20 protein-coding genes and 1 pseudogene are annotated in these 19,807 nt (G+C 54.6%); 9 read left to right on the top strand and 12 right to left on the bottom strand.

Translation table 11 applies throughout. The features are described from left to right. Window positions 1-230: 230 nt before the first annotated feature. The 4 genes from dbpA to pip all read left to right on the top strand — a co-directional run bounded on the left by dbpA (window position 231) and on the right by pip (window position 5,811). Entirely contained in the window at window positions 231-1,613 is a 1,383-nt protein-coding gene (gene dbpA, locus J9880_RS00255) for an ATP-dependent RNA helicase DbpA (RefSeq protein WP_131694450.1), read from the top strand. Between the two features lie 160 nt (window positions 1,614-1,773). Continuing rightward, a complete protein-coding gene (yebF, locus tag J9880_RS00250; protein WP_119826422.1) occupies window positions 1,774-2,139 on the top strand; it encodes a protein YebF in 366 nt (121 codons plus the stop codon). A 122-nt stretch (window positions 2,140-2,261) separates the two neighbouring features. Continuing rightward, on the top strand, window positions 2,262-4,301 hold the full coding sequence (locus J9880_RS00245; protein WP_119826420.1) for a S9 family peptidase: 2,040 nt from the start codon (window positions 2,262-2,264) through the stop codon (window positions 4,299-4,301). Between the two features lie 553 nt (window positions 4,302-4,854). Next, window positions 4,855-5,811 carry a prolyl aminopeptidase gene (pip, locus tag J9880_RS00240; RefSeq protein ID WP_095921400.1) on the top strand — a complete coding sequence of 319 codons (957 nt, stop codon included), beginning with the start codon at window positions 4,855-4,857 and terminating at the stop codon, window positions 5,809-5,811. A gap of 19 nt (window positions 5,812-5,830) precedes the next feature. Here pip and J9880_RS00235 read toward each other — a convergent pair whose 3' ends face one another. Next, window positions 5,831-6,061, bottom strand: coding sequence for a DNA polymerase III subunit theta (locus J9880_RS00235; RefSeq protein WP_013576177.1), 231 nt, complete (start codon window positions 6,059-6,061; stop codon window positions 5,831-5,833). Between the two features lie 407 nt (window positions 6,062-6,468). Here J9880_RS00235 and ftnA point away from each other — a divergent pair, with 407 nt between their 5' ends. The 4 genes from ftnA (at window position 6,469) to J9880_RS00215 (ending at window position 8,774) form a co-directional block, all read left to right on the top strand. Beyond that, entirely contained in the window at window positions 6,469-6,975 is a 507-nt protein-coding gene (gene ftnA / locus J9880_RS00230; RefSeq protein WP_095921401.1) for a non-heme ferritin, read from the top strand. 138 nt (window positions 6,976-7,113) lie between these two features. Continuing rightward, window positions 7,114-7,500, top strand: a complete 387-nt coding sequence (copC, locus tag J9880_RS00225; protein ID WP_408637240.1) for a copper homeostasis periplasmic binding protein CopC — start codon at window positions 7,114-7,116, stop codon at window positions 7,498-7,500. 3 nt (window positions 7,501-7,503) lie between these two features. Continuing rightward, entirely contained in the window at window positions 7,504-8,388 is an 885-nt protein-coding gene (copD, locus tag J9880_RS00220) for a copper homeostasis membrane protein CopD (RefSeq protein ID WP_095921403.1), read from the top strand. Window positions 8,389-8,438: 50 nt separating this feature from the next. Then, a complete protein-coding gene (locus tag J9880_RS00215; RefSeq protein ID WP_095921404.1) occupies window positions 8,439-8,774 on the top strand; it encodes a YebY family protein in 336 nt (111 codons plus the stop codon). Window positions 8,775-9,088: 314 nt separating this feature from the next. On the opposite strand, the gene J9880_RS00210 is transcribed toward J9880_RS00215, so the two are convergent. Both J9880_RS00210 and J9880_RS00205 read right to left on the bottom strand, forming a co-directional pair. Next, window positions 9,089-10,144: a phage integrase gene (locus J9880_RS00210; protein ID WP_232769941.1), complete on the bottom strand. Its 1,056-nt coding sequence runs from the start codon at window positions 10,142-10,144 to the stop codon at window positions 9,089-9,091. Window positions 10,145-10,282: 138 nt separating this feature from the next. Beyond that, window positions 10,283-10,504: a DNA-binding transcriptional regulator gene (locus tag J9880_RS00205; protein WP_232770502.1), complete on the bottom strand. Its 222-nt coding sequence runs from the start codon at window positions 10,502-10,504 to the stop codon at window positions 10,283-10,285. Between the two features lie 139 nt (window positions 10,505-10,643). On the opposite strand from J9880_RS00205, the gene fos reads away from it, so the two are divergent. Next, the gene (fos, locus tag J9880_RS00200) at window positions 10,644-11,045 is read left to right on the top strand and encodes a fosfomycin resistance glutathione transferase (RefSeq protein WP_232769920.1); all 402 of its coding nucleotides are present in this window, start codon (window positions 10,644-10,646) and stop codon (window positions 11,043-11,045) included. A 15-nt stretch (window positions 11,046-11,060) separates the two neighbouring features. On the opposite strand, the gene J9880_RS00195 is transcribed toward fos, so the two are convergent. From J9880_RS00195 to J9880_RS00155, 9 genes and pseudogenes are all read right to left on the bottom strand, one after another. Next, complete coding sequence (locus J9880_RS00195) at window positions 11,061-12,215, bottom strand: phage late control D family protein (protein WP_232769940.1); 1,155 nt, start codon at window positions 12,213-12,215, stop codon at window positions 11,061-11,063. Next, window positions 12,212-12,682 carry a phage tail protein gene (locus J9880_RS00190; RefSeq protein ID WP_232769919.1) on the bottom strand — a complete coding sequence of 157 codons (471 nt, stop codon included), beginning with the start codon at window positions 12,680-12,682 and terminating at the stop codon, window positions 12,212-12,214. The genes J9880_RS00195 and J9880_RS00190 overlap by 4 nt, the downstream gene beginning before the upstream one ends. A gap of 12 nt (window positions 12,683-12,694) precedes the next feature. Beyond that, entirely contained in the window at window positions 12,695-15,133 is a 2,439-nt protein-coding gene (locus tag J9880_RS00185; protein ID WP_232769939.1) for a phage tail tape measure protein, read from the bottom strand. After that, complete coding sequence (locus tag J9880_RS00180) at window positions 15,126-15,248, bottom strand: GpE family phage tail protein (protein WP_112150974.1); 123 nt, start codon at window positions 15,246-15,248, stop codon at window positions 15,126-15,128. The genes J9880_RS00185 and J9880_RS00180 overlap by 8 nt, the downstream gene beginning before the upstream one ends. Window positions 15,249-15,280: 32 nt before the next feature. Continuing rightward, the gene (locus J9880_RS00175; protein ID WP_232769918.1) at window positions 15,281-15,562 is read right to left on the bottom strand and encodes a phage tail assembly protein; all 282 of its coding nucleotides are present in this window, start codon (window positions 15,560-15,562) and stop codon (window positions 15,281-15,283) included. 57 nt (window positions 15,563-15,619) lie between these two features. Then, entirely contained in the window at window positions 15,620-16,129 is a 510-nt protein-coding gene (locus J9880_RS00170; protein WP_232769938.1) for a phage major tail tube protein, read from the bottom strand. Between the two features lie 13 nt (window positions 16,130-16,142). Beyond that, entirely contained in the window at window positions 16,143-17,312 is a 1,170-nt protein-coding gene (locus J9880_RS00165; RefSeq protein ID WP_232769937.1) for a phage tail sheath protein, read from the bottom strand. Window positions 17,313-17,454: 142 nt separating this feature from the next. Further along, a pseudogene (locus J9880_RS00160) lies at window positions 17,455-17,870 on the bottom strand (tail fiber assembly protein). Window positions 17,871-17,872: 2 nt separating this feature from the next. Beyond that, window positions 17,873-19,798: a phage tail-collar fiber domain-containing protein gene (locus J9880_RS00155; protein WP_232769936.1), complete on the bottom strand. Its 1,926-nt coding sequence runs from the start codon at window positions 19,796-19,798 to the stop codon at window positions 17,873-17,875. Window positions 19,799-19,807: the final 9 nt, after the last annotated feature.

Below are 19,807 nucleotides of genomic sequence, written 5' to 3'. Positions count from 1 at the left end.
AATAGGAATTTCGGCGCGCAGTATATCTGAAATTAATGCCGACGAAAACGATTGCGCGGCATCGCCACTAAATTTACGTCGGGGAGAAAAGCCGGGTTTAGCGAATTTTTTCAGTCCGTTTTCTGCCGTTTAAGGCAGTCTGCGGGCGTCTCTGTTATCATTTACCCAAACCATGGCGTCAGACATCCTGCCGCTGCCCCGATTTTTGCCTCACATAAAGAGTTATCGCCTTGAGCACGCATTCCTTTTCCGCCCTGACATTACCCGCTGAGCAACTTTCTAACCTGAATGAACTGGGTTACACCGAAATGACCCCGATTCAGGAAGCGTCGTTGCCCGCCATCCTGCTGGGTCAGGACGTCCGCGCCAAAGCCAAAACCGGCAGCGGTAAAACCGCCGCCTTCGGTATCGGTTTGCTGAACAGCATCACCGTTTCACAGTTTGTGGCGCAGGCTCTGGTCCTGTGTCCGACCCGCGAACTGGCCGATCAGGTCAGCAAAGAATTACGCCGTCTGGCGCGTTTTACCCAGAACATCAAAATTCTCACCCTTTGCGGGGGGCAGGCTATCGGGCCTCAGCTCGAATCACTGGTGCATCCGCCGCACATTGTGGTCGGTACGCCGGGACGTATTCAGGAGCATCTGCGCAAGGGCACGCTGAAACTGGACGAGCTGAAAGTGCTGGTGCTGGATGAAGCCGACCGCATGCTGGACATGGGCTTTAGCGAAGACATCGAAGATGTGGTGAGCTATACGCCGCAAAACCGCCAGACGCTGCTGTTCTCCGCGACCTATCCGGACGGCATCGAGCGCATCAGTTCTAAATTCCAGCGTCAGCCGCTGAAAGTGGAAATCGAAGGCGAAGACGACATTGCTGATATTCAGCAGATCTTTATTGAAGCCGGTAAGCAGCAACGTTTATCCCTGCTGGCTGCGGTGCTGTATCAGCATCAGCCGACCTCCTGCGTGGTGTTCTGTAACACCAAACGCGATTGTCAGGATGTGTGTGATGACCTGAAGGCAAAAGGCATCAGTGCGCTGGCGCTGAACGGTGACCTTGAACAGCGTGACCGCGACCGCGTGCTGGTGCGTTTCTCCAACGGCAGTTGCCGTGTGCTGGTGGCGACAGACGTGGCGGCGCGTGGACTGGACATTAAACAGTTAGGTCTGGTGATCAACTACGAACTCTCTTTCGATCCGGAAGTTCACGTTCACCGCGTGGGCCGTACCGGTCGCGCAGGGACGAGCGGTCTGGCGGTCAGCCTGGTGACGCCGCAGGAAATGCCGCGTGTGACCGCGCTGGAAGATTACACCCGCCAGCGGTTTACCTGGCAGCCCGCTGCACAGGCACTGGCCGCCGCGCCGGTGGCACTGGATCCTGAAATGGCGACCCTGTGCATTGACGGTGGCCGTAAAGCCAAAATCCGTCCCGGTGATATTCTGGGCGCGCTGACCGGTGATGCCGGGCTGACCGCCGCTGAAGTCGGTAAAATCGATATGTTCCCGGTGCATGCTTATGTGGCGATCCGCCAGAAAAGCGCGAAGAAAGCACTGCAACGTTTGCAGGAAGGGAAAATCAAAGGCAAGAATTGCAAAGCCATTATCCTGCGCTGACAGATTTTCTTTTCGCTTTGCGTTGAACGTCTTATTGTTAATGTTGTGTTATTGCCTTGTTGAGGATTATATTATCTGACGCAGGTGATGACCTTATCTTGAGTAGGGATATTGTCCGGTAAGGTCAACTCAATGAACGACAAAGACAGGAAGACGAACGATGAAAAAGATAATCTTAGGCGTTGTGATGGCAGTAGCAGGAATGAGCGGACTGAGCCAGGTCGCGCACGCTGATGATGCGGAAGTCAGAACGGCCACCATCACGCCATGTTCCACGGCCACCAAAGATGATGTGGCGGCGCTGGTCAAACGTGATTTCCTGCAAAACCGCATCCCGCGCTGGGATGCGGATAAAAAAGTGCTCGGCACGTCGACACCGGTGGCCTGGGTGGTGACGGACAGCATCAGCGGTGATAACGCCCGATGGAATATCCCGCTGAAAGTGCGTGGCGATCACACCGATAAAACCTATCAGGTAAGCCTGAACTGCCAGATCGGCGAAATCAGCTACAGCGCACCGGTATAAACGTCCGACGGCGTCCGTTATCCCTTAGCGGACGCATTATTTCCCCGCATTGACGTCTCTTGGTTTCCCTGCCTAAACCTGTCACTCTTGTCACACCGCAAAGAGGACAAAGAGATCCCGAGATGATGACACCTCCAAAGGCTGAAAAACGCCCGCAAACCCTGAGTGCACACGGCGATAACCGCGTCGATAATTACTACTGGCTGCGTGACGATGACCGCGCCGATCCTCAGGTTCTGGCTTATCTGACCGCTGAAAACGAATTTACCGCACAGGCCATGCAGCCACATCAGGCGCTGCGCGAAACCCTGTACGGCGAAATGGTCGCGCGTATCGCGCAGCAGGATCATTCCGTTCCTTACGTGAAGCATGGCTACCGCTATCAGACCCGCTATGAGCCGGGCAACGAATACGCCATCTATCTGCGCCAGCCAGCCGCTGAACAGGAGCACTGGAGCACGCTGATTGACGGTAATGAACGCGCCAAAGACAGTGAGTTTTACACGCTGGGCGGTCTGGATATCAGCCCGGATAATCAGCTAATGGCCGTGGCGGAAGATTTTCTTTCCCGCCGTCAGTATGACATTCGCATTAAAAAACTCGATGACGACACCTGGACTGACGATCTGCTGAAAAACACCTCCGGCAGCAGCGAATGGGCCAACGATTCGCAGACGCTGTATTACGTGCGCAAACACAAGAAAACCCTGCTGCCGTATCAGGTTTATCGTCACGTAGTCGGCACCGATCCGAAAACCGACAAGCTGGTGTATGAAGAGAAAGACGACACGTTTTACGTCGGGCTGGATAAAACTACGTCAGAAAAATACATCCTGATCCATCTCGACAGCACCACGACGTCGGAGATCCTGCTGCTGGATGCCGATGATCCGCAGGCCACACCGCAGGTGTTTCTCTCGCGTCGTAAAGACCATGAATATGCCCTCGATCATTACCTCGGGCATTTCTATATTCGCTCCAATAAAGACGGTAAAAACTTCGGCCTGTACAAAGGAGAGAATGGCACGGAAGCCAGCTGGCAGACGCTGATTGCACCGCGAATCGAAGTGATGCTCGAAGGTTTTAGTCTGTTCCGTGACTGGCTGGTGGTGGAAGAACGCCATCAGGGACTGACGCAGTTGCGCCAGATCCACTGGAAAACCGGTGAGGAAAAATCGCTGGCCTTTGATGACCCGACTTACACCACCTGGCTGGCCTACAACCCGGAACCGGATACCGCATTGCTGCGCTATGGGTACTCCTCCATGACCATGCCGAGCACGCTGTTTGAACTCGATCTGGATACCCATGACCGTACGTTGCTCAAACAGCAGGAAGTGAAAGATTTTGATGCGGCCAATTACCGCAGTGAACGTGTCTGGGTGACGGCACGCGATGGCGTGAAAGTGCCGGTGTCACTGGTCTACCGTCGCGAACTGTTTAAACCGAATGAAAATCCGTTGCTGGTGTACGGTTACGGTTCCTACGGCAGCAGTATGGATCCGGCATTCAGCGGCAGCCGTCTGAGTTTACTCGACCGGGGTTTTGTCTTTGCGCTGGCGCATATCCGCGGCGGGGCAGAATTAGGTCAGCAATGGTATGACGATGGCAAACTGTTCAATAAACTCAATACGTTCCATGATTTTATCGACGTGACCAAAGAACTGGTTGCCGAAGGCTATGGCGATAGCGGACAGGTGTATGCCATGGGCGGCAGTGCAGGTGGTTTGCTGATGGGGGCGATCATTAATCAGGCGCCGGAGCTGTATCACGGCATTGTGGCGCAGGTGCCGTTTGTTGACGTGGTGACCACCATGCTTGATGAATCTATTCCCCTGACCACCGGGGAATACGACGAGTGGGGCAATCCGAACGACAAAGCCTTTTACGATTACATGCTGCAATACAGCCCGTACGATCAGGTGCGTGCGCAGGCTTACCCGCATATGCTGGTGACCACCGGTCTGCATGATTCGCAGGTGCAATACTGGGAACCGGCCAAATGGGTGGCGAAATTACGTGAGCTGAAAACTAACGATAACCAGTTGCTGATGCATACCGATATGGATTCCGGCCACGGTGGCAAATCCGGTCGTTTCAAAGCCTACGAAGATATCGCGCTGGAATATGCCTTTGTGCTGGCGCTGGCGACGAAAAGCTGAGTATCAGGCTCTTCCCCTGAATCATTCGAATGGCAGGCGGCAACAGAGCGAATCCCGATGAGCTGACAGAGGTCAGTGATTCGGGTGAGTCAACGCAGCCAATGCCCTATGATGTGAAGTATGACGGTGAAATAAAAAAACCCGCTCTCGGCGGGTTTGATCTACGAAGACCAGTGTTAAGCAGAAGCTTTCTTGGCTTTTTTATCAGCCTTTTTTTCGGCTGGTGTTTTCAATGGCTTTTTCTTCGCATTCTTTTTGCTATCCATTCCTTTACTCATAATTGCCTCTCTAAAGCGGGTGGATTGGGTTGCTCACCTATTTACTGCTTAATTCAGGTCAGTTGCAAGCACCTTCGTGTATCCCACAATACTTTACAGAGGAGTGTCATTTCACCGGCTGGCATGAGATGCAATCAAATTGCGCGATAAGTATGCGAACGGCATGCAAAACAACGGTTTTTGGAGATAACCACTTGTTGTAAGTGGGCCAATGCGCTGTTATTAAGATGTAAGCACATTTATCAATACACTGGCCGAATAGAACAGGAAATGTCATGCCAAAATTAAAAGGGTTATATCCGCCCCGGGAAGCGTATGCCAGCGGCATGCTTGATACGGGTGACGGTCACCAAATTTACTGGGAACGCAGCGGAAATCCGGAAGGCAAGCCAGCGGTATTTCTCCACGGCGGGCCGGGCGGCGGCTGTTCATCAGTACACCGCCAGTTGTTTGATCCTAATGATTATGACGTCATGTTGTTTGATCAGCGTGGCTGCGGACGTTCGATCCCGCACGCCAGCCTTGATAACAACACGACCTGGCATCTGGTCGAGGATATCGAGCGGTTGCGTAAAATGGCCGGTGTCGATAAATGGCTGGTGTTCGGGGGTTCGTGGGGGTCAACACTGGCGCTGGCCTACGCGGAAACCCATCCGGAACATGTCAGTGAACTGGTGCTGCGCGGTATCTTCACGCTGCGTAAGCAGGAACTGACCTGGTATTATCAGGATGGCGCATCGCGCTTTTTCCCGGAGAAATGGCAACGTATTTTGTCGATTCTGTCAGAGGAAGAACGTAAAGACGTGATCGCCGCTTATCGTGCGCGCCTGACGTCGGATGATCGTGCCGTTCAGCTCGAGGCCGCGAAAATCTGGAGCCTGTGGGAAGGGGAGACCGTCACACTTCTGCCTGCGGAAGGTTCGGCCTCCTTTGGTGAGGACAATTTCGCGCTGGCGTTTGCCCGCATCGAGAATCACTACTTTACGCACATGGGCTTTCTGGAAACAGACGACCAGTTGCTGAAAAATGTGGAACGCATCCGCCATATTCCGGCGGTCATTGTTCATGGTCGCTATGATATGGCCTGTCAGGTGCAAAACGCCTGGGATCTGGCGCAGGTCTGGCCGGAAGCCGAGCTGCACATTATTGAAGGGGCGGGGCACTCATTCGACGAACCCGGCATCCTCGATCAACTGATCCGCACCAATCAGCGTTTCGCCACCCGGCGCTGACGTTTCCGGTGACTCCCGCTTACTTTTGCTTCGGCTCATAAGGCAGGCGGGAGAACTTATGTGATTCCCCGCGATAGAACATCACCCGTTCACGAAAATAGGTGCGCAGATGCGCAGGCTGTTCGCGTTCTGCCATCTCAGCGACAACCGGCATGTTGTAGCGTTCCTTAAAGGCGACCGCTGAGGCGGCCAGATCGACGTTAATACGATCCATTTCTTCTTTGCTGATTTCAGCCAGATTAATGCTCATTACTGCTTCCCGATGACCTGTTTTGCCTCATTGTACCCGAGGCCGGCGTCAGCGTGAATGTTCGCTTTTTACTTTTGCCCAGATGCAGAAACAGAGAAGAATGAAGAAGTAATTAAGAGTAAATAAGAACTATTTCCAAATGCGAAGTGATAATTATATTCAACAAGATGATGTTGACGAATATTCTAAATAAGAATGATTCTTTTTAATATGAACCTGCATGTTAATGATTATCATTGATATATATTATTGGTATTTAAAAAGTGTTTTAAATCATCACGTTAAAATTATTTGTTATTTCAAAGGATATTAATGTGAATCGGGTGTGTTTATTTTGTGTTGATGCGGGCATAATGCGGATAAATAAATCAGCCCACCTGCCTTAATTTAATTTATGGAGCCGTGCCATGCTTAAAAAAGAAATGATCGATCAGCTTAACGAACAGCTGAACCTCGAGTTTTATTCTGCCAATTTATATTTGCAGATGAGTGCATGGTGCAGCGACAAAGGCTACGAAGGTGCCGCTGCTTTCCTGAAACAGCACTCCATGGAAGAAATGGACCACATGCATCGCCTGTTCAAATACGTCAGCGATACCGGCGCTTTGCCTTTGCTGGGCGCGATTGCTGCTCCGCCGGTTTCTTTCGAATCACTGACGGATCTGTTTAAACAGACTTATGAACACGAACAGCTGATCACTCAGAAAATCAACGAACTGGCTGACCTCTCCATGACGCTGAAAGATTACTCCTCCTTCAACTTCCTGCAGTGGTATGTGGCTGAGCAGCATGAAGAAGAGACGTTGTTCAAATCCGTTCTCGATAAACTGGCGCTGGTCAGCAATACCGGTAACGGCTTGTTCTTCGTCGATAAAGACCTGAAAAACATGGTCGCACAAGCACCGGCAGGTTAATTTTCTGTTGTGTGAGCTTGCAAACAACGCAGAGTGCTTCGGCCTCTGCGTTTTTTATGTTTTTATGACAAACGTTTTCAGCGCGTTTGCGCTAAAGTGTCGGCGTTGTAAATTCATCAACAAGCAAGCCAAGGAAATATCGTGTTCAAAAAAACCACTTCTCTTTGCCGTGCCCTGGCAGTCTCAGCCGTTCTGCTGAGCGGATTTATCTCACAACAAGCCTCTGCTCACGCCCATCTGAAAACCGAAACCCCGGCTGCGGATTCCGTGCTGACCGTCAGCCCGACCGAGCTTTCTCTGGGTTTCAGTGAAGGGATCGAGCCTAATTTCAGTAAAATTACCCTGACGGATGCACAGCAAAAAACCGTGAAAACCGGCAACATGACGCTGGCCGCCAATGACAATACGCAGGCGGTGCTGCCGCTGTCCGATGCGCTGAGCGCCGGGAAATATGTGGTTTCCTGGAGCGTGGTTTCTGTTGACGGTCATAAAACACACGGTCAGTACAGCTTTACCGTTAAATAAGCCATGAGCCTGACTGCGTTATTTGTGTTGTGCCGGTTCGCGCATTTTGCGTCGCTGATGCAGATTTTCGGCCTGAGTGTGTTTTGCTCGCTGCTGACGCCCGTGGGATTCTCGGCAATCTTGCTGCGAAAAAACCAGACACTGATGATTTGCTCCGGTCTGGTCGCTGCGGTGACCTCAGTCGGTATGCTGGCGATTCAGGCCGCGCTGATGGGGAACGGCTGGAGTGATGCGCTGAACCTGAATGTGTGGCTGCTGGTATTAACCACCGCCTTTGGCGACGTCTGGCGCTGGCATTTGTTGCTGACAGCTGTCCTGCTGCTGACGCTGCTGATGGACTGGCTGCCCGCGCGCAACCTGCTGGTTTTCCTGTGCTCGCTCGGTTTACTGATGAGTCAGGCGCTGATCGGCCACGCCGCGATGCATGAAGGGACGCTCGGGTTAATACAGCGGACCAATCATGTCGTGCATTTGCTCAGCGCAGCGTATTGGTTCGGATGCCTGCTGCCGTTACTGACCTGCATGGCATATACCCGACAGCCCGCTTTGCGGCCGTATGCGATTGCCACACTGATTCGTTTTTCAGTCTGGGGACACGCCGCCGTTGCGCTGGTGATCCTCACCGGTATCATCAACACGGCCATTATTTTGCAGCGCTGGCCGACGGATATGACGTCCCTTTACCAGTGCCTTCTGGTGATCAAAGGGGTCATGGTGGGGATGATGGCAGCGGTGGCGGTGTTTAACCGCTACCGGCTGGTGCCGTTAATGGGAAAAGATCCTGACCGTGCGCAACATGCTTTTATCATGATGACCTGGCTCGAATGGGGGCTGGCGCTGGGCGTTTTACTGCTGGTGAGTGTATTCGCCACACTGGCACCGCGCTGAACGGATCATCTGAACAAGTATCAAGAATTTAATACCATCGAGGAAAAATCATGAGGAAAACACTGCTTGCCTGTGTGTTGCTGACCTTATCGGCCAGCAGCTTTGCGGCGCCCCAGCTTGAGACGATCAGCCGTTTGCAATACGGCAAAGCCTGGGCCTTTACCCGCGAAGAAGTCATGCTGCAATGCCGTCCCGGTAATGCGCTGTATGTGATCAACGACAGCACGCTGGCGCAATATCCTCTTAATGACGTCGCCAGAGAGCAGGTCAAAAACCATCAGGTTCAGGCCGTGCCGCTGGAGAAAATCTGGCTGGATGATCCGCAGAATCCGGGACAAAAAATGAGTCTCGCGCCATTTATTGCCAAAGCGCAGTCGCTCTGTTGAGTCGCCGTGCAGCCGATAAATGACTGATGTTAACCCCATGTTTTGCGTATGTTGTCACACAATGAAAATAATACATCATTGTTATTATCACTATGTTTCAAACTGGGTGGAAATTAGTCATGCGTCGTCTACTCTTTAAGTTGTACGGCTTAACCGCCTGCATTAATGCCAACTTTTAGCGCACGGCTCTCTCCCAAGAGCCATTTCCCTAGACCGAATATAGGAATCGTATTCGGTCTTTTTTTTGCCTGTTTTTCAAATCAACCACTTATAGCAAAAACAATAAGTTAGGCTATTTCCACTTACCCTCAATGTTACTCATTTGAATTCTCCATCGCCATTTTATCGCCACTGATTTGAGCCAGCGGATTCAGGTGGATAGCGTCTTCAAGGTGATCCGGAGCGAAGTGCGCGTAACGCATAGTGACCCGGATATCTGAGTGCCCGAGGATTCGCTGCAGCACGATGATGTTGCCACCGGCCATCATGAAATGACTGGCGAACGTATGCCGGAGAACGTGCGTCATCTGACCTTCCGGCAGCTCAATGCCGGCCAGCCTGATCACCCGATAAAACTGCTTATAGCAGGGCGAGAAGGGCGCGCCTTTACGGGCGATCAGTTCGTCATAGAGGAAGCGGGCGAGGGGAACGGTACGGTTCTTTTTACCTTTGGTATTGATGAAGGTGAGTTTATAAGGGGAAATCTGCGAGCTTTTGATTTTTGCCGCCTCGTTCCAGCGTGCGCCGGTCGAAAGGCAGACTTTAACGATAAGCGTTAATTCGTCATTTCCATGCTGCTCACAAGCTGCCATGAGCAACAGAATTTGTTCCTGAGTCAGCCATGCCATTTCACGTTCCGGCTGGTCGAACTCGCGGATATTTTCTAGCGGGTTAGGTAACGACCATTCCCCCAGGCGTTTCAGCTCATTGAACACCGCCCGTAAAAAAGCATGTTCACAGTTCACCGTACCTGTTGAAACTTTACGGGTCGCCAGACTGGTACTGTAGCCGTTATCAATTTCACCGCGCAGGCGCTGATCACGATAGTGTGCCCAGTCTTTCGGTGTGATCATGCTGGCTATCGGGTCACCCATTCCCGCGCTGATAATCCTTAGTTTGCCCAGACGTCCCTTTTTATCATTCAGAGAGCAGCCGTGCAGGCTGTACCAGAGTTCGACCAGTTCGCTCAGCTTCCGCCGATCTTCCTTTTCACCAAGCCAGGGTTTGTTCTTTGCCTGATCCATGGTGTAAGTCTCAAAGGCTAAGGCTTCCCCCTTGGAATCAAACTGCCTGCGGCACCGCTTACCTTCGCGCCCGAACGGGTAGCATTCACATAACCATTTGCCGGTAGACAGCTTTCTAACACTCATCACATTCTCCTTTTTGAGAAAGTGAATTTTACTGTATATAAAACCAGTGTAAATGTTTGATTTCGTCAGTCGTATACATGTAATAGGATTAATTCACTGAATCTATAAAAGTAAAAACCCGCTTTCGCGGGCTACGTCTCAATGCATTTGCAACGACTGCTGGCTATGTTTATCCGGATGCAACATAACAGCATGAACTGTTCCTGGCTCGACAATAATGTCCGCGATCGATTCATGAGTTTTAAACGTGCAACTGCAATTGATATTCTGACATTGGTGATAACGTTCTTTAGTATTGATGCTCAGATAACGGCTGGAACGTGCGTGTGCTGCGTGTTGGCATTTCGGGCAGTGCATCATAATAATCACCATGCAATCATTTGAATCAGATGCGGTCATTGTATGTTATCGCGTTCAGCATACATCTTAAATTACAGTGATTTACACTATTCAAAACTTTGGTAATTCAAGAGAACTCAATTAAATCAAAAGGGGAGTTATGCTGTCCGGATTGAATCACCTCACTCTCGCGGTCAGTCATTTACCGCGCAGTTTTAGTTTCTATGTGGATGTTCTTGGTTTTACACCTCGTGCTAAATGGGCGAGAGGGGCTTACCTGTCACTTGGTGACCTGTGGTTATGTTTATCCTTAGACACTCTCATTGACCCTAAGACGGATTACACTCATTACGCCTTTACTATCGAATCAGCCGACATGCCGTCATTTCGAGAGAAAATACAGCATGCCGGTGCTATCGAGTGGAAAAGCAATAAAAGTGAAGGGGAGTCAATTTACTTTCTCGATCCGGATGGCCATCAGTTAGAAGTTCATTGTGGAGATCTTGAAAGCCGGCTCCGTTCCTGCAAAGAAAGCCCATATGATGAAATGGAATTCTTCTGATGTGAGTGGCTTAGGTTAGCTGTTTTCCGTCGCCTCATAACTCACATCCGACAGCAATACCTCCAGATTCAACGTCGTCACAAAGCCACTGCCGCCCAGGCTGTGCGTCACCTTACTGATTATCCACGGCTGCGCGTCGATCAAGGATTTAAAGCCGGACACCGCCACCGGCGTCTCAGGAAATAAGTCAGCCCGCCCGCGAGCCAGAGAGATCGAGAACTCTGCGACACCACGCTGGAGTTTATCCCATTTCGCCTGGGCTGCCCGCATGGCGGCCTTTTGCGTGGCGTAGATGGTGGTTAGGGTAAACACGTTTTCATCGCTGCCCGCCAGATAATCCCCTTCCTTCGCCTCCGGCGTTTTCTGCACCTTCGCGCTGGTTTTCTTTGCCTTCGGATGTTGCAGGGCGCGCAGGTACTGCACTTTCTTTTTCCGCTGAACCTTCACCTTTTTCGGCTTCGGGTCTTTGGTATGCAACCAGCTTGCCGATACGCCGGTATAGGCTCCTCGGTCAGCAATATTGAACGTGTGCCCGTCGCCGTCGCTGCGCACAATGGTCATCTGCGGGATGGGCTTTCCGCTGGCCGTCTTTGCCGCGCCTGGTTTGATAAACAGCAGATTGCCCGCCTTGATGGCGACAACCGCGCCGTTCAGCTCCGCCAGACGGGTGATAAATTTCGCGTCCGTTTCCTGAGTCTGGTCGATGTGTGTGACCGGCACGCCTTTGAACGGTTCAGCAAGGGCGGGTTTAAGGTTATTGCGTGCCGCCACGGCGGACACCACCGCCTCCAGCGTGGTGTCGTGATAAGAGATATCGCGGCGGGAATTGAGGCTGCCGCGATAGTCCGCGCTGCGGGCGCGAATGGTCAGCGTGTCCGGCGTGCCGCGATGCTCCACCTCATCCACGGTAAAGTCGCCTTTGTTCGTCAGTGCCTGGCCTTTCCAGCCGAGCGCGATATTGACCACCGCGCCGCGTGGCGGCATCTCCAGCAGGCCGTCGGTGTCGCTCAGTTCGATGTCGAGCTGGTCAGCCTCAAAGCCACGGTTATCCGTGAGCGTCAGCGAGATCAGCCGGTTGCTGACGTCCTGCGTGATGTCCTTCCCACCGACGGTCACCGTGAAGTCCGGCGCAAACTGCGCACCGGCACCGATGGTCATATCCGTAATCACAGCAGACCTCCCAGCTGGCCGGTTAAACCACCGGCCTGATCCAGAAGCCCGTCGGCCTGCGCTTTCATGTCGCCGAACATCGCCGCCTGGGATTCATCCACGCGGGTCAGCGTCAGCGTGAACTCGATCCGGCGGGCGGCACCGTTGGAAAAATGCTCCGTATGGGTTTCGCTGACGCTGTTCACCACGAACATCCCGTAAATGGTGCCGCTGCCTTCCAGTAGCGGCCACGCCTTCCCCTCGTCAGCCATCAGGTTCAGTGCCATCATCGACAGCCTTCCGCCGGTGATTTCCGGCATCAGGACGCCGGACAGGGTAATTTTCTCCTCATTCACGCCGAGGAACTGCGGCAGCGGTCGCAGGCCGACGCGGTTATTCGCAGGCCAGCGGTAATCAACGTCGCGCTGCAAACTTTGGTAGGGGACGGTCTGCAACTGAAACACAAACAGCCCGAGCGTTAACATCATGCGGACATCTCCTTAATCGTTATCCATGCGGGAACGTTGTTGTGCGGCGCGGGCGCGGTCACGGGCTTCCAGTTCGGCGCGGATCTGTTTGCTGGCATCCGCACCGCCCAGGGCATTCCCCGCTGAAATCTGGTAGGTGTGGGTGCTGCGGTCAACATAACTGCTGCCGCCACCGGCGGACACCGGCACATATGCCCCGCCGAGGGCATTACCTGGCGGCAGCGTTAGCGGATCCTGTCCTGCACCGGCGGCGTTATGCGCTTTGCTGGCGTTCTTATCCAGATCAGCCGATTCATCCTTGATGATGCCGAGCTTCTCCAGCAGCCAGTCCACCCCCGAACGCAGTTTGTTGAACGCCTGCAGCGGCGCGGTCAGCGCGTTGGCAATCGCCTGCCCGAACATCACGCCGGTATCCTTGCAGTTATTCAGCGTTTCCTGGGTGGATTTCACCGGTTCAATCAGGTCTTTGAACCACTGCCAGAGCATTTTCAGTTTGTCCCCAAGCCAGTCAAACACTGGCTTAAGCGGCGAAAACATCTCTTTTACCGGCGCGAACGCAATCCCCAGTCCTTCGATCACGCCCGCAAAGAAGGCGCTGATCGGCTCCCAGTATTTCCGGATAAGCAGCGCACCGGCGACAATGGCGACACCGACGGCAACAATCGGCCATGTCAGCCCACCGATCACCGTCGCAATCGCTCCGCCCACCGTGCCGAGGATGGTCCAGAGCATCCCCGCAGCGGCGACGATCAGATTAATCCCGCTGATAACGGGACCGGCCACCAGACCAAACACGCCGAGCGCACCGATAATCAGCAGCGCACCGCCCGCGATTTTGCCGAGTGTGGCCGCCAGAGCTTTATTGTTCACCACCCACTTATCCAGTTTCAGCACGTAGCCGGTAGCGGTCTGTACCAGTTTGCGCAGTGCTGAATCCTGCTGGTCAAACAGGTCAGTTCCGACCGCTTCATAGGCGGACTGAAATTCCTTAAAGTCGCCGCCGAGGTTGTCCTGCATCACCGCCACCAGCGCCTCGGTTTTCCCGTCCGAGGTTTTCAGCGCCTGGCTGAGCTGGTCGAGCTTGCCGGATGAAGCATCCCCCATCAGCACCGCCGCCGCCGAGCTGGCTTCCTCGCCAAAGATGGCTTTCATGTACTGCGCACGCTGCGACGAACCGAGCTTGTTTTTCTCAAAGCTCTTTTGCATTTCTTTCAGAATGGTAAACAGCGGGCGCATGTTGCCTTTGCTGTCCGCCGTTTTCACTTTCAGTTCGCCGAGCGCGGCGGCGGCGGTGCCCGTCGGTGCCTGCAAACGGGTAATGACCGCACGGGCACCTGTGCCTGCCATTGAGCCGGTGATTTTGGCATCCGCCAGGGCGGCGGCCATCGCGGCGGTTTCCTCGACGCTGATACCGGCCTGTTTCGCCACCGGCGCGGCATAGGTCATGGTGTCAGACAGCCCTTCAAAGGTGGCCGCCGACTTATTCATGGCCGTTGAAAGCACGTCGCCGATGTGTGACACGGTGTCATTGGTCATGCCGAACGCGGACTTCACGCCCATCAGCAGGGTGGCGTTCTCCTCCATGGTGCGCTTGTTTGCCAGGGACAAATTCAGGATGGTCGGCGTCGCCGCCAGAATGCCGTCCTTGTCCGCGCCGGATTTGGCGACAATGATTTGCGCGGCGGCGGCATCATCCGCAGAGGCAGCGGTGTTGTCGCCGAGCTGCCGCGCCTGGGTGCGCAGCGCCGCCATATCGGCGGAGTCTTTCGCCAGGCCGAGCGTCGCCTGCAACTCAGAGTTTTTCAGCGCAAAGTCAAAGCCGGGTTTGAGCATACCGACACCGGCCACCGTGCCCGCCGTCGCAATTCCGACACCGGCGGCACCTGCGCCGGTCACGCTTCCGGCGAACTGTTTACCGGCCTGATACCGGCCTTTCACCGCGTTGAGTTTGGCCTGCTGCGTGCTGACCCGTGCCAGAGATTCACGCTGCCGGTTGAGCTGGGCGGTGGTTTCGCTGATGGAGGTTTTCAGGCGGCGTTCTGATTCAGACAGCGTGCGCGTGCTGATGCCCGCCTGGCTGAGTTCCGTGCGCTGACGCTGCACCGACTGGCGCAGGCCGTTGAACTGGGTCTGCAACTGCGCGGCGGTGCGCTTCGCGGACTCCATGGCCTGCGCCTGTGCGCGGGTCGGGCTGGCGGTGTTTCTGAACTGAATCGCCAGCGCCGCCGCTTCCGCTTTGGCGTCTTTGAGTTTTTGACCGGTGACGGCAAGCTGTGCGCTGGATTTACGGAAGCCGTCAATTTTCCCGGCCTGCGCGTTCAGGTCTCTGAGGCGGGTCTGTGAGGTTTTAATCTCTCCGGCCAGCGCCTTACTGGCGTTCTGCACTGCTTTAAACGGGCGGGTCGCCTGGTCAACCGCCTTTAACAGCACCTCTACTTTTAAGTTACTCACTGTCGGTGGCTCCGCTGCGCTGCATGGCCTTATGACGCCACACCAGCAGCTCGGTCAGCGTCATCGGGTTCAGTTCTGACGGCGGCCAGTGAAAGATCACCGCGACATCCGCCATCAGGTCATCAACGGTCAGTGCCGCAGGAATGTTTACTGTTCCGACTTCGGCGATAAAAAACTAATCACCTTACCGGCCATCGCAATCAGGTCGGGCAGGTTCAGGCTTTTGCAGTCCTGGGCGGTGAGGTTCGGCACGGTGATACGCGGCAGGATCACGGTCAGCGCGTCAACGTCGGCATTCGCCAGCGCCGCCAGTCCAATTCCGCGCAGGTGTCCGGCGTTAGGTTTGATGATTTCAATCTGGCCGATCAGGGTGTCGCCGCGCTTGATCGGTTCTTCCAGGATAACGATGTTTTCATTGTGTTCTGACATAGCGGTGTCTCTTATTCAAAGGTGAGGTTTTGCGCCGGAATCCGGCGCAGTTAAGGGTTACAGGCCGATCTTTTTGCGGTGCTCCGCCACGCGGTCAACGCCGCCGACGATTTCCACCATGTTCACGGTATCGACTTCAATCACGTCTTTGCCGTCAATCGTGAGTTTGAAATAGGTGCACTGGGTGGTGATTTTGGTTTCCGTGTCCTCACCCTGTTTGTACTCGCCGAAATCCATTTCCTTGTGGCGGCCGCGCAGGGTGACTTCCACGGCGGAGATTTCGCCGGTGTCGTCCCGCTGGAAGGAACCGGCAAAGCGCAGCGGCACGGCGTCCACCGCGCCCCACTGCTGCAACACCAGTTCATCCAGTCCGCCCACCGTCCATTCAAAGGTCAGCGCGTCGTCGTCCAGGCCGAAATCAATGGAGGCGGAGCCGGTCATGCCGCCGCCGCGATAGTTCTCCAGCTTGCGGGTCAGTTTCGGCAGCGTCAGCCCGCTGACCATGCCGAGATAGCTGTTACCGTCGTTAAACAGGTTCAGGTATTTGAGTTTTTTAGGCAGTGCCATGTTTTAGCGCCTCTTAGCTGTTAACGGAGGTGGCGAACGTCGCCAGATACTGATCGGTGATGCGCTGACGCAGGGTTAAATCTTCCAGCGGCGGCACCGGCGTATAGTCGTAATCAATGAACAGCTTGCCCGCTTTCAGGGTGTCAACGGTGTTCGCTTCGGGGTCATACCAGCAATTGCCATCAATGATCAGACCGGCAGTCTTCATTTCGCGCAGCTTGGCGTTAATGCCCGCGATCATGTCCTTGATAAGCGTCGGGGTCATTGGCCTGTCCATCGCCCACAGGTGCGCTTCTGCCATGGTGTCCGCCAGCACCTGTGCGGTGCGGGTGTAGCTCTCAAACAGGTACAGCGGATCGTCAGAGCAGGTGCGCTGCCCCCAAAACTTAAAGCCGTCTTTGCGGATAAGGGTGGTGACACACGCCTGGTTCAGCAGGTCGGCATCGGTGCCGGTGGTTTGCAAATCCCAGTACACGCTGGCAGACAGGCCGGTCACGCCGTTGATGCCGACGTTTGACAGGGTTTTATGCCAGCCGGTATCCGCGTCGATTTTGGCACGCAGGCCGAGGGCGTAAGCCGTGGCGGGGGCGATGTCGCTGGCATTGGTGGTGGTGTTCCAGGCCACGAAATCAGGCCAGACAACCATCAGCTCACGCTGGCTGAAATTGTCGCGGTACTTGATGGCATCGGACACGGTTTTACATCCCCAGGCGCTGACGTAGCCAAAGGCGCGCAGCTGCTGACAGACAGCGGCGAGCGCTGTGGCGACTTCCAGATTATCCAGACCCGGCACGCCGAGAATGCGCGGCTTCACGCCGAGTTCGGTTTGCGCCGACAGCAGGGCTTTCATGCCGGTATACATGCCGGTGGCATCGGTGCCGCCGATGATGTTGGAGGTGGTTTCCGCGTCGTCTTCGCCTTCTGCGACGCGCACGACGACGACAACGGGTTTCGCCTGGTTGGCAATTGCCATCAGGGACTGATACAGCGTGCCTTCTTTGCCCGCCTTTCCGGCGGCGGTCAGCACATTGGTGATAAGTACCGGCGTATCCAGCGGGAACGTCGCCGCGTCGGCATCCTCGCCGGTGCAGACCATCCCGATGATGGCGGTGGAAACGGTGGAGATAACGCGGGTGCCGTCGTTGATTTCAACAACGCGCACACCGTGATGATAATCAGCCATGGTGTTTTTCCTGTGATTGGGGTGAGGTCAATCATCGCGTGTTGTGTCCGCGCAGGCACGGCGGGAGGGATGTCTGAGGAATGGCACAACGGGGCGGTGCCCGAGACAAAAAAGCCCCTTGCGGGGCAATAGTCAGGGGTAATCAGGCGGGAATTTCAGGCCAATCGATATCCGGCGCAGCGGATAAATCCAGCCGGTTCAGCGCGATGCGGTATTTTTTCCACGCATTCAGTAACGCCGTTTCCGCGTCGGTGGCCTCCCGATATCCACGGCGTCCTGTAAAGGTGCCATAGCCTCACCGGCGGCATTCATCAGCGTGCTTTGCTGACGTTCCGCGCTGGCACGCAGTTCCATGAGAGTGAGTGCAGGCGGATCAATCAATACCGGCCGCCCGTCAGCGTCGGAGGAAATGCTTTTCCCCACGCTTTGCCCTGCCAGCAAGGACTGATATGTTGCGTCGGTGATGTTAATCGCATCCTCCGGCCAGCTCTTTACCTCGTCATAAAGGGCTTTAATATCGGGGTCGTAAAATCCATTAGTTGTCGCGCTATAAAACATGATTAATACCCTATGGCGAAATAGCTACACGATGTCCCGTTTGTTTCGGGATAAAATACGGCTTGCGTTGTTGATGATGGAGCCGCGCCAAATGACCGGTGATCAGTGCCGATATCCGTGGCGATGACTCTTACACATGCTGTCGGGAAAGCGATCGGGAAGGTTAATTTTGTGCCGCTGGCAGCAATCGCGCCGCCACCCCACTGGAAAATCATGCCCGTGGTAGCGTCTTTGAACCAACCGGTTGCCGCTTTACTGGCCGTATTTTTCAGGCTGTAACGCTCATCAAAGTTCGTATAGTTTGAAGGCGTCACCGTACCAGTGATGGCTAACGGTGCGTTGATTTTGGCCGTGTCACCCAGATCGAAAGAAGTGCCCGTTACATAATTATTTAACTGAACGTTATCATTGCTTCCCGAGCCAGAACCCACATACCAGCGCAGCGTCCCGTCCTTTTTTTCACCGCGCAGCACCAGCGCCTGCTTGTCAGTCACATTTTTTAATGTCAGCGGTACATAGTCAGCATTGATTGTTCCGCCGGACGTTGAAACCGCCCCGACGTCCGCAGCTGTAGGCTTATTCACATCGGAATACACCCGCCTCCACACGTTTTTGCTGGCATCCGTTGTATTGAGCGAACCAAAATACAAATCACCTTGCCCCTGAAGCATGACGAATGCGGTATTAGAAACATACTGCGTGACGGTCATGGCAAAGGCAGTATTTCCCAGTCCGGCGGGCAGCCCGTCGGTTGCCGCGCCGTTCCCGTCACCGTATGCGCCATAAAAACCGGTATTTTTAGCGTCCAGCGTTGTTGAGAGTGAAATATTCCCAGGGGAGCCAAACGTGGTATTTCCCAGCCCGTATAAATTGATATCCCCCGAACCATCGAACGGGACACCGGCAATTTTACGAGAGGTTGCGAGTTTAGTCGCCGCGACGGCAGTCCCGCCAGCAGGCAGCGCCCCGACATTATCCGCTGAGATACTGATATCTGCCGTGCCGTTAAAGCTCACGCCTGCAATCTTTCGCGCCGTTGCGAGCCTGGTTGCGGCAACCGCCGTGCCACCTGAGGGCAGCGCCCCGACATTATCCGGCGTCAGGCTGATGTCCTTTGTGCCGTCAAACGCCACACCGGCAATATTGCGGGCGATGGCGAGTTTACTTGCAGCGACTGCCGTGCCGCCCGCAGGCAGTGCGCCCACGTTCGCGGGCGGAATGCTGATATCCGCCGTGCCATCAAATGCCACACCGGCAATTTTACGCGAGGTCGCGAGCTTGTTCGCAGCGACGGCAGTGCCGCCGGACGGCAATCGCCCGTTGGCATTATCATTCGCCGCCTTCACGGCTTTGGGCGTCGCCGCCAGGGTTTCGCTGTCGCTGCTGACCGAGCTGCTGAGCTGGACAAAACCTTTTGCGGTCAGCGTTCCGTCAGGATGGTTACGTGATTTTTCATGCGCGGCCAGCAGGCCATTCACATAACCCTCGGTGGCGACAATGATCGAATCATCAATGATGAGCGTGATGGCGTCCGTGTCAGAGACGGTGATCACCATGCGTAAAGTCTGCGTGCGGCCTGAACCTTCCGCCAGGGTCGGCTTGTAGGTGTCCGCCATATTGCACACGGCAATCAGCGTGCCGTCGTCCGCGAACAGCCCCATTTCCCGCATCCAGAATCCGCCGACGCTGGCCGAAATAATGGCTTCGGCAATGATCCAGTTTGCATGTGACGCATCCAGTTTTAACGAGTTCAGCGGCGTGCGGTACACCTCTTTAACCAGCCTGGTCTGCGTGGCGACCGGCGTGGTCGCCTTGCCGTTGCCGTCACCGACGGCGAGCTGGGTGATTTTAATGTCCGTCCCCGCCTGGATAGCTGCCGCGATGCGGGCTTGTCCGAGCGTGGTGACAACCGATTTAAACGTGCTCATAACGTCCTC

It is taken from the genome of Rahnella victoriana, from assembly GCF_021276285.1.
Lineage (GTDB): Bacteria > Pseudomonadota > Gammaproteobacteria > Enterobacterales > Enterobacteriaceae > Rahnella > Rahnella victoriana.
Note: the sequence above shows the minus strand (reverse complement) of the source record. Positions and strands in the feature narration are given on the sequence as shown.

Excerpts from the sequence above, each read along its gene's own strand:
- yebF (WP_119826422.1), top strand. The coding sequence starts at position 1,774 with ATGAAAAAGATAATCTTAGGCGTTGTGATGGCAGTAGCAGGAATGAGC.
- J9880_RS00245 (WP_119826420.1), top strand. The coding sequence starts at position 2,262 with ATGATGACACCTCCAAAGGCTGAAAAACGCCCGCAAACCCTGAGTGCA.
- pip (WP_095921400.1), top strand. The coding sequence starts at position 4,855 with ATGCCAAAATTAAAAGGGTTATATCCGCCCCGGGAAGCGTATGCCAGC.
- J9880_RS00235 (WP_013576177.1), bottom strand. The coding sequence starts at position 6,061 with ATGAGCATTAATCTGGCTGAAATCAGCAAAGAAGAAATGGATCGTATT.
- ftnA (WP_095921401.1), top strand. The coding sequence starts at position 6,469 with ATGCTTAAAAAAGAAATGATCGATCAGCTTAACGAACAGCTGAACCTC.
- copD (WP_095921403.1), top strand. The coding sequence starts at position 7,504 with ATGAGCCTGACTGCGTTATTTGTGTTGTGCCGGTTCGCGCATTTTGCG.
- J9880_RS00215 (WP_095921404.1), top strand. The coding sequence starts at position 8,439 with ATGAGGAAAACACTGCTTGCCTGTGTGTTGCTGACCTTATCGGCCAGC.
- J9880_RS00210 (WP_232769941.1), bottom strand. The coding sequence starts at position 10,144 with ATGAGTGTTAGAAAGCTGTCTACCGGCAAATGGTTATGTGAATGCTAC.
- J9880_RS00205 (WP_232770502.1), bottom strand. The coding sequence starts at position 10,504 with ATGATGCACTGCCCGAAATGCCAACACGCAGCACACGCACGTTCCAGC.
- fos (WP_232769920.1), top strand. The coding sequence starts at position 10,644 with ATGCTGTCCGGATTGAATCACCTCACTCTCGCGGTCAGTCATTTACCG.
- J9880_RS00190 (WP_232769919.1), bottom strand. The coding sequence starts at position 12,682 with ATGATGTTAACGCTCGGGCTGTTTGTGTTTCAGTTGCAGACCGTCCCC.
- J9880_RS00180 (WP_112150974.1), bottom strand. The coding sequence starts at position 15,248 with ATGGCGGATGTCGCGGTGATCTTTCACTGGCCGCCGTCAGAACTGAAC.
- J9880_RS00175 (WP_232769918.1), bottom strand. The coding sequence starts at position 15,562 with ATGTCAGAACACAATGAAAACATCGTTATCCTGGAAGAACCGATCAAG.
- J9880_RS00170 (WP_232769938.1), bottom strand. The coding sequence starts at position 16,129 with ATGGCACTGCCTAAAAAACTCAAATACCTGAACCTGTTTAACGACGGT.
- J9880_RS00165 (WP_232769937.1), bottom strand. The coding sequence starts at position 17,312 with ATGGCTGATTATCATCACGGTGTGCGCGTTGTTGAAATCAACGACGGC.
- J9880_RS00155 (WP_232769936.1), bottom strand. The coding sequence starts at position 19,798 with ATGAGCACGTTTAAATCGGTTGTCACCACGCTCGGACAAGCCCGCATC.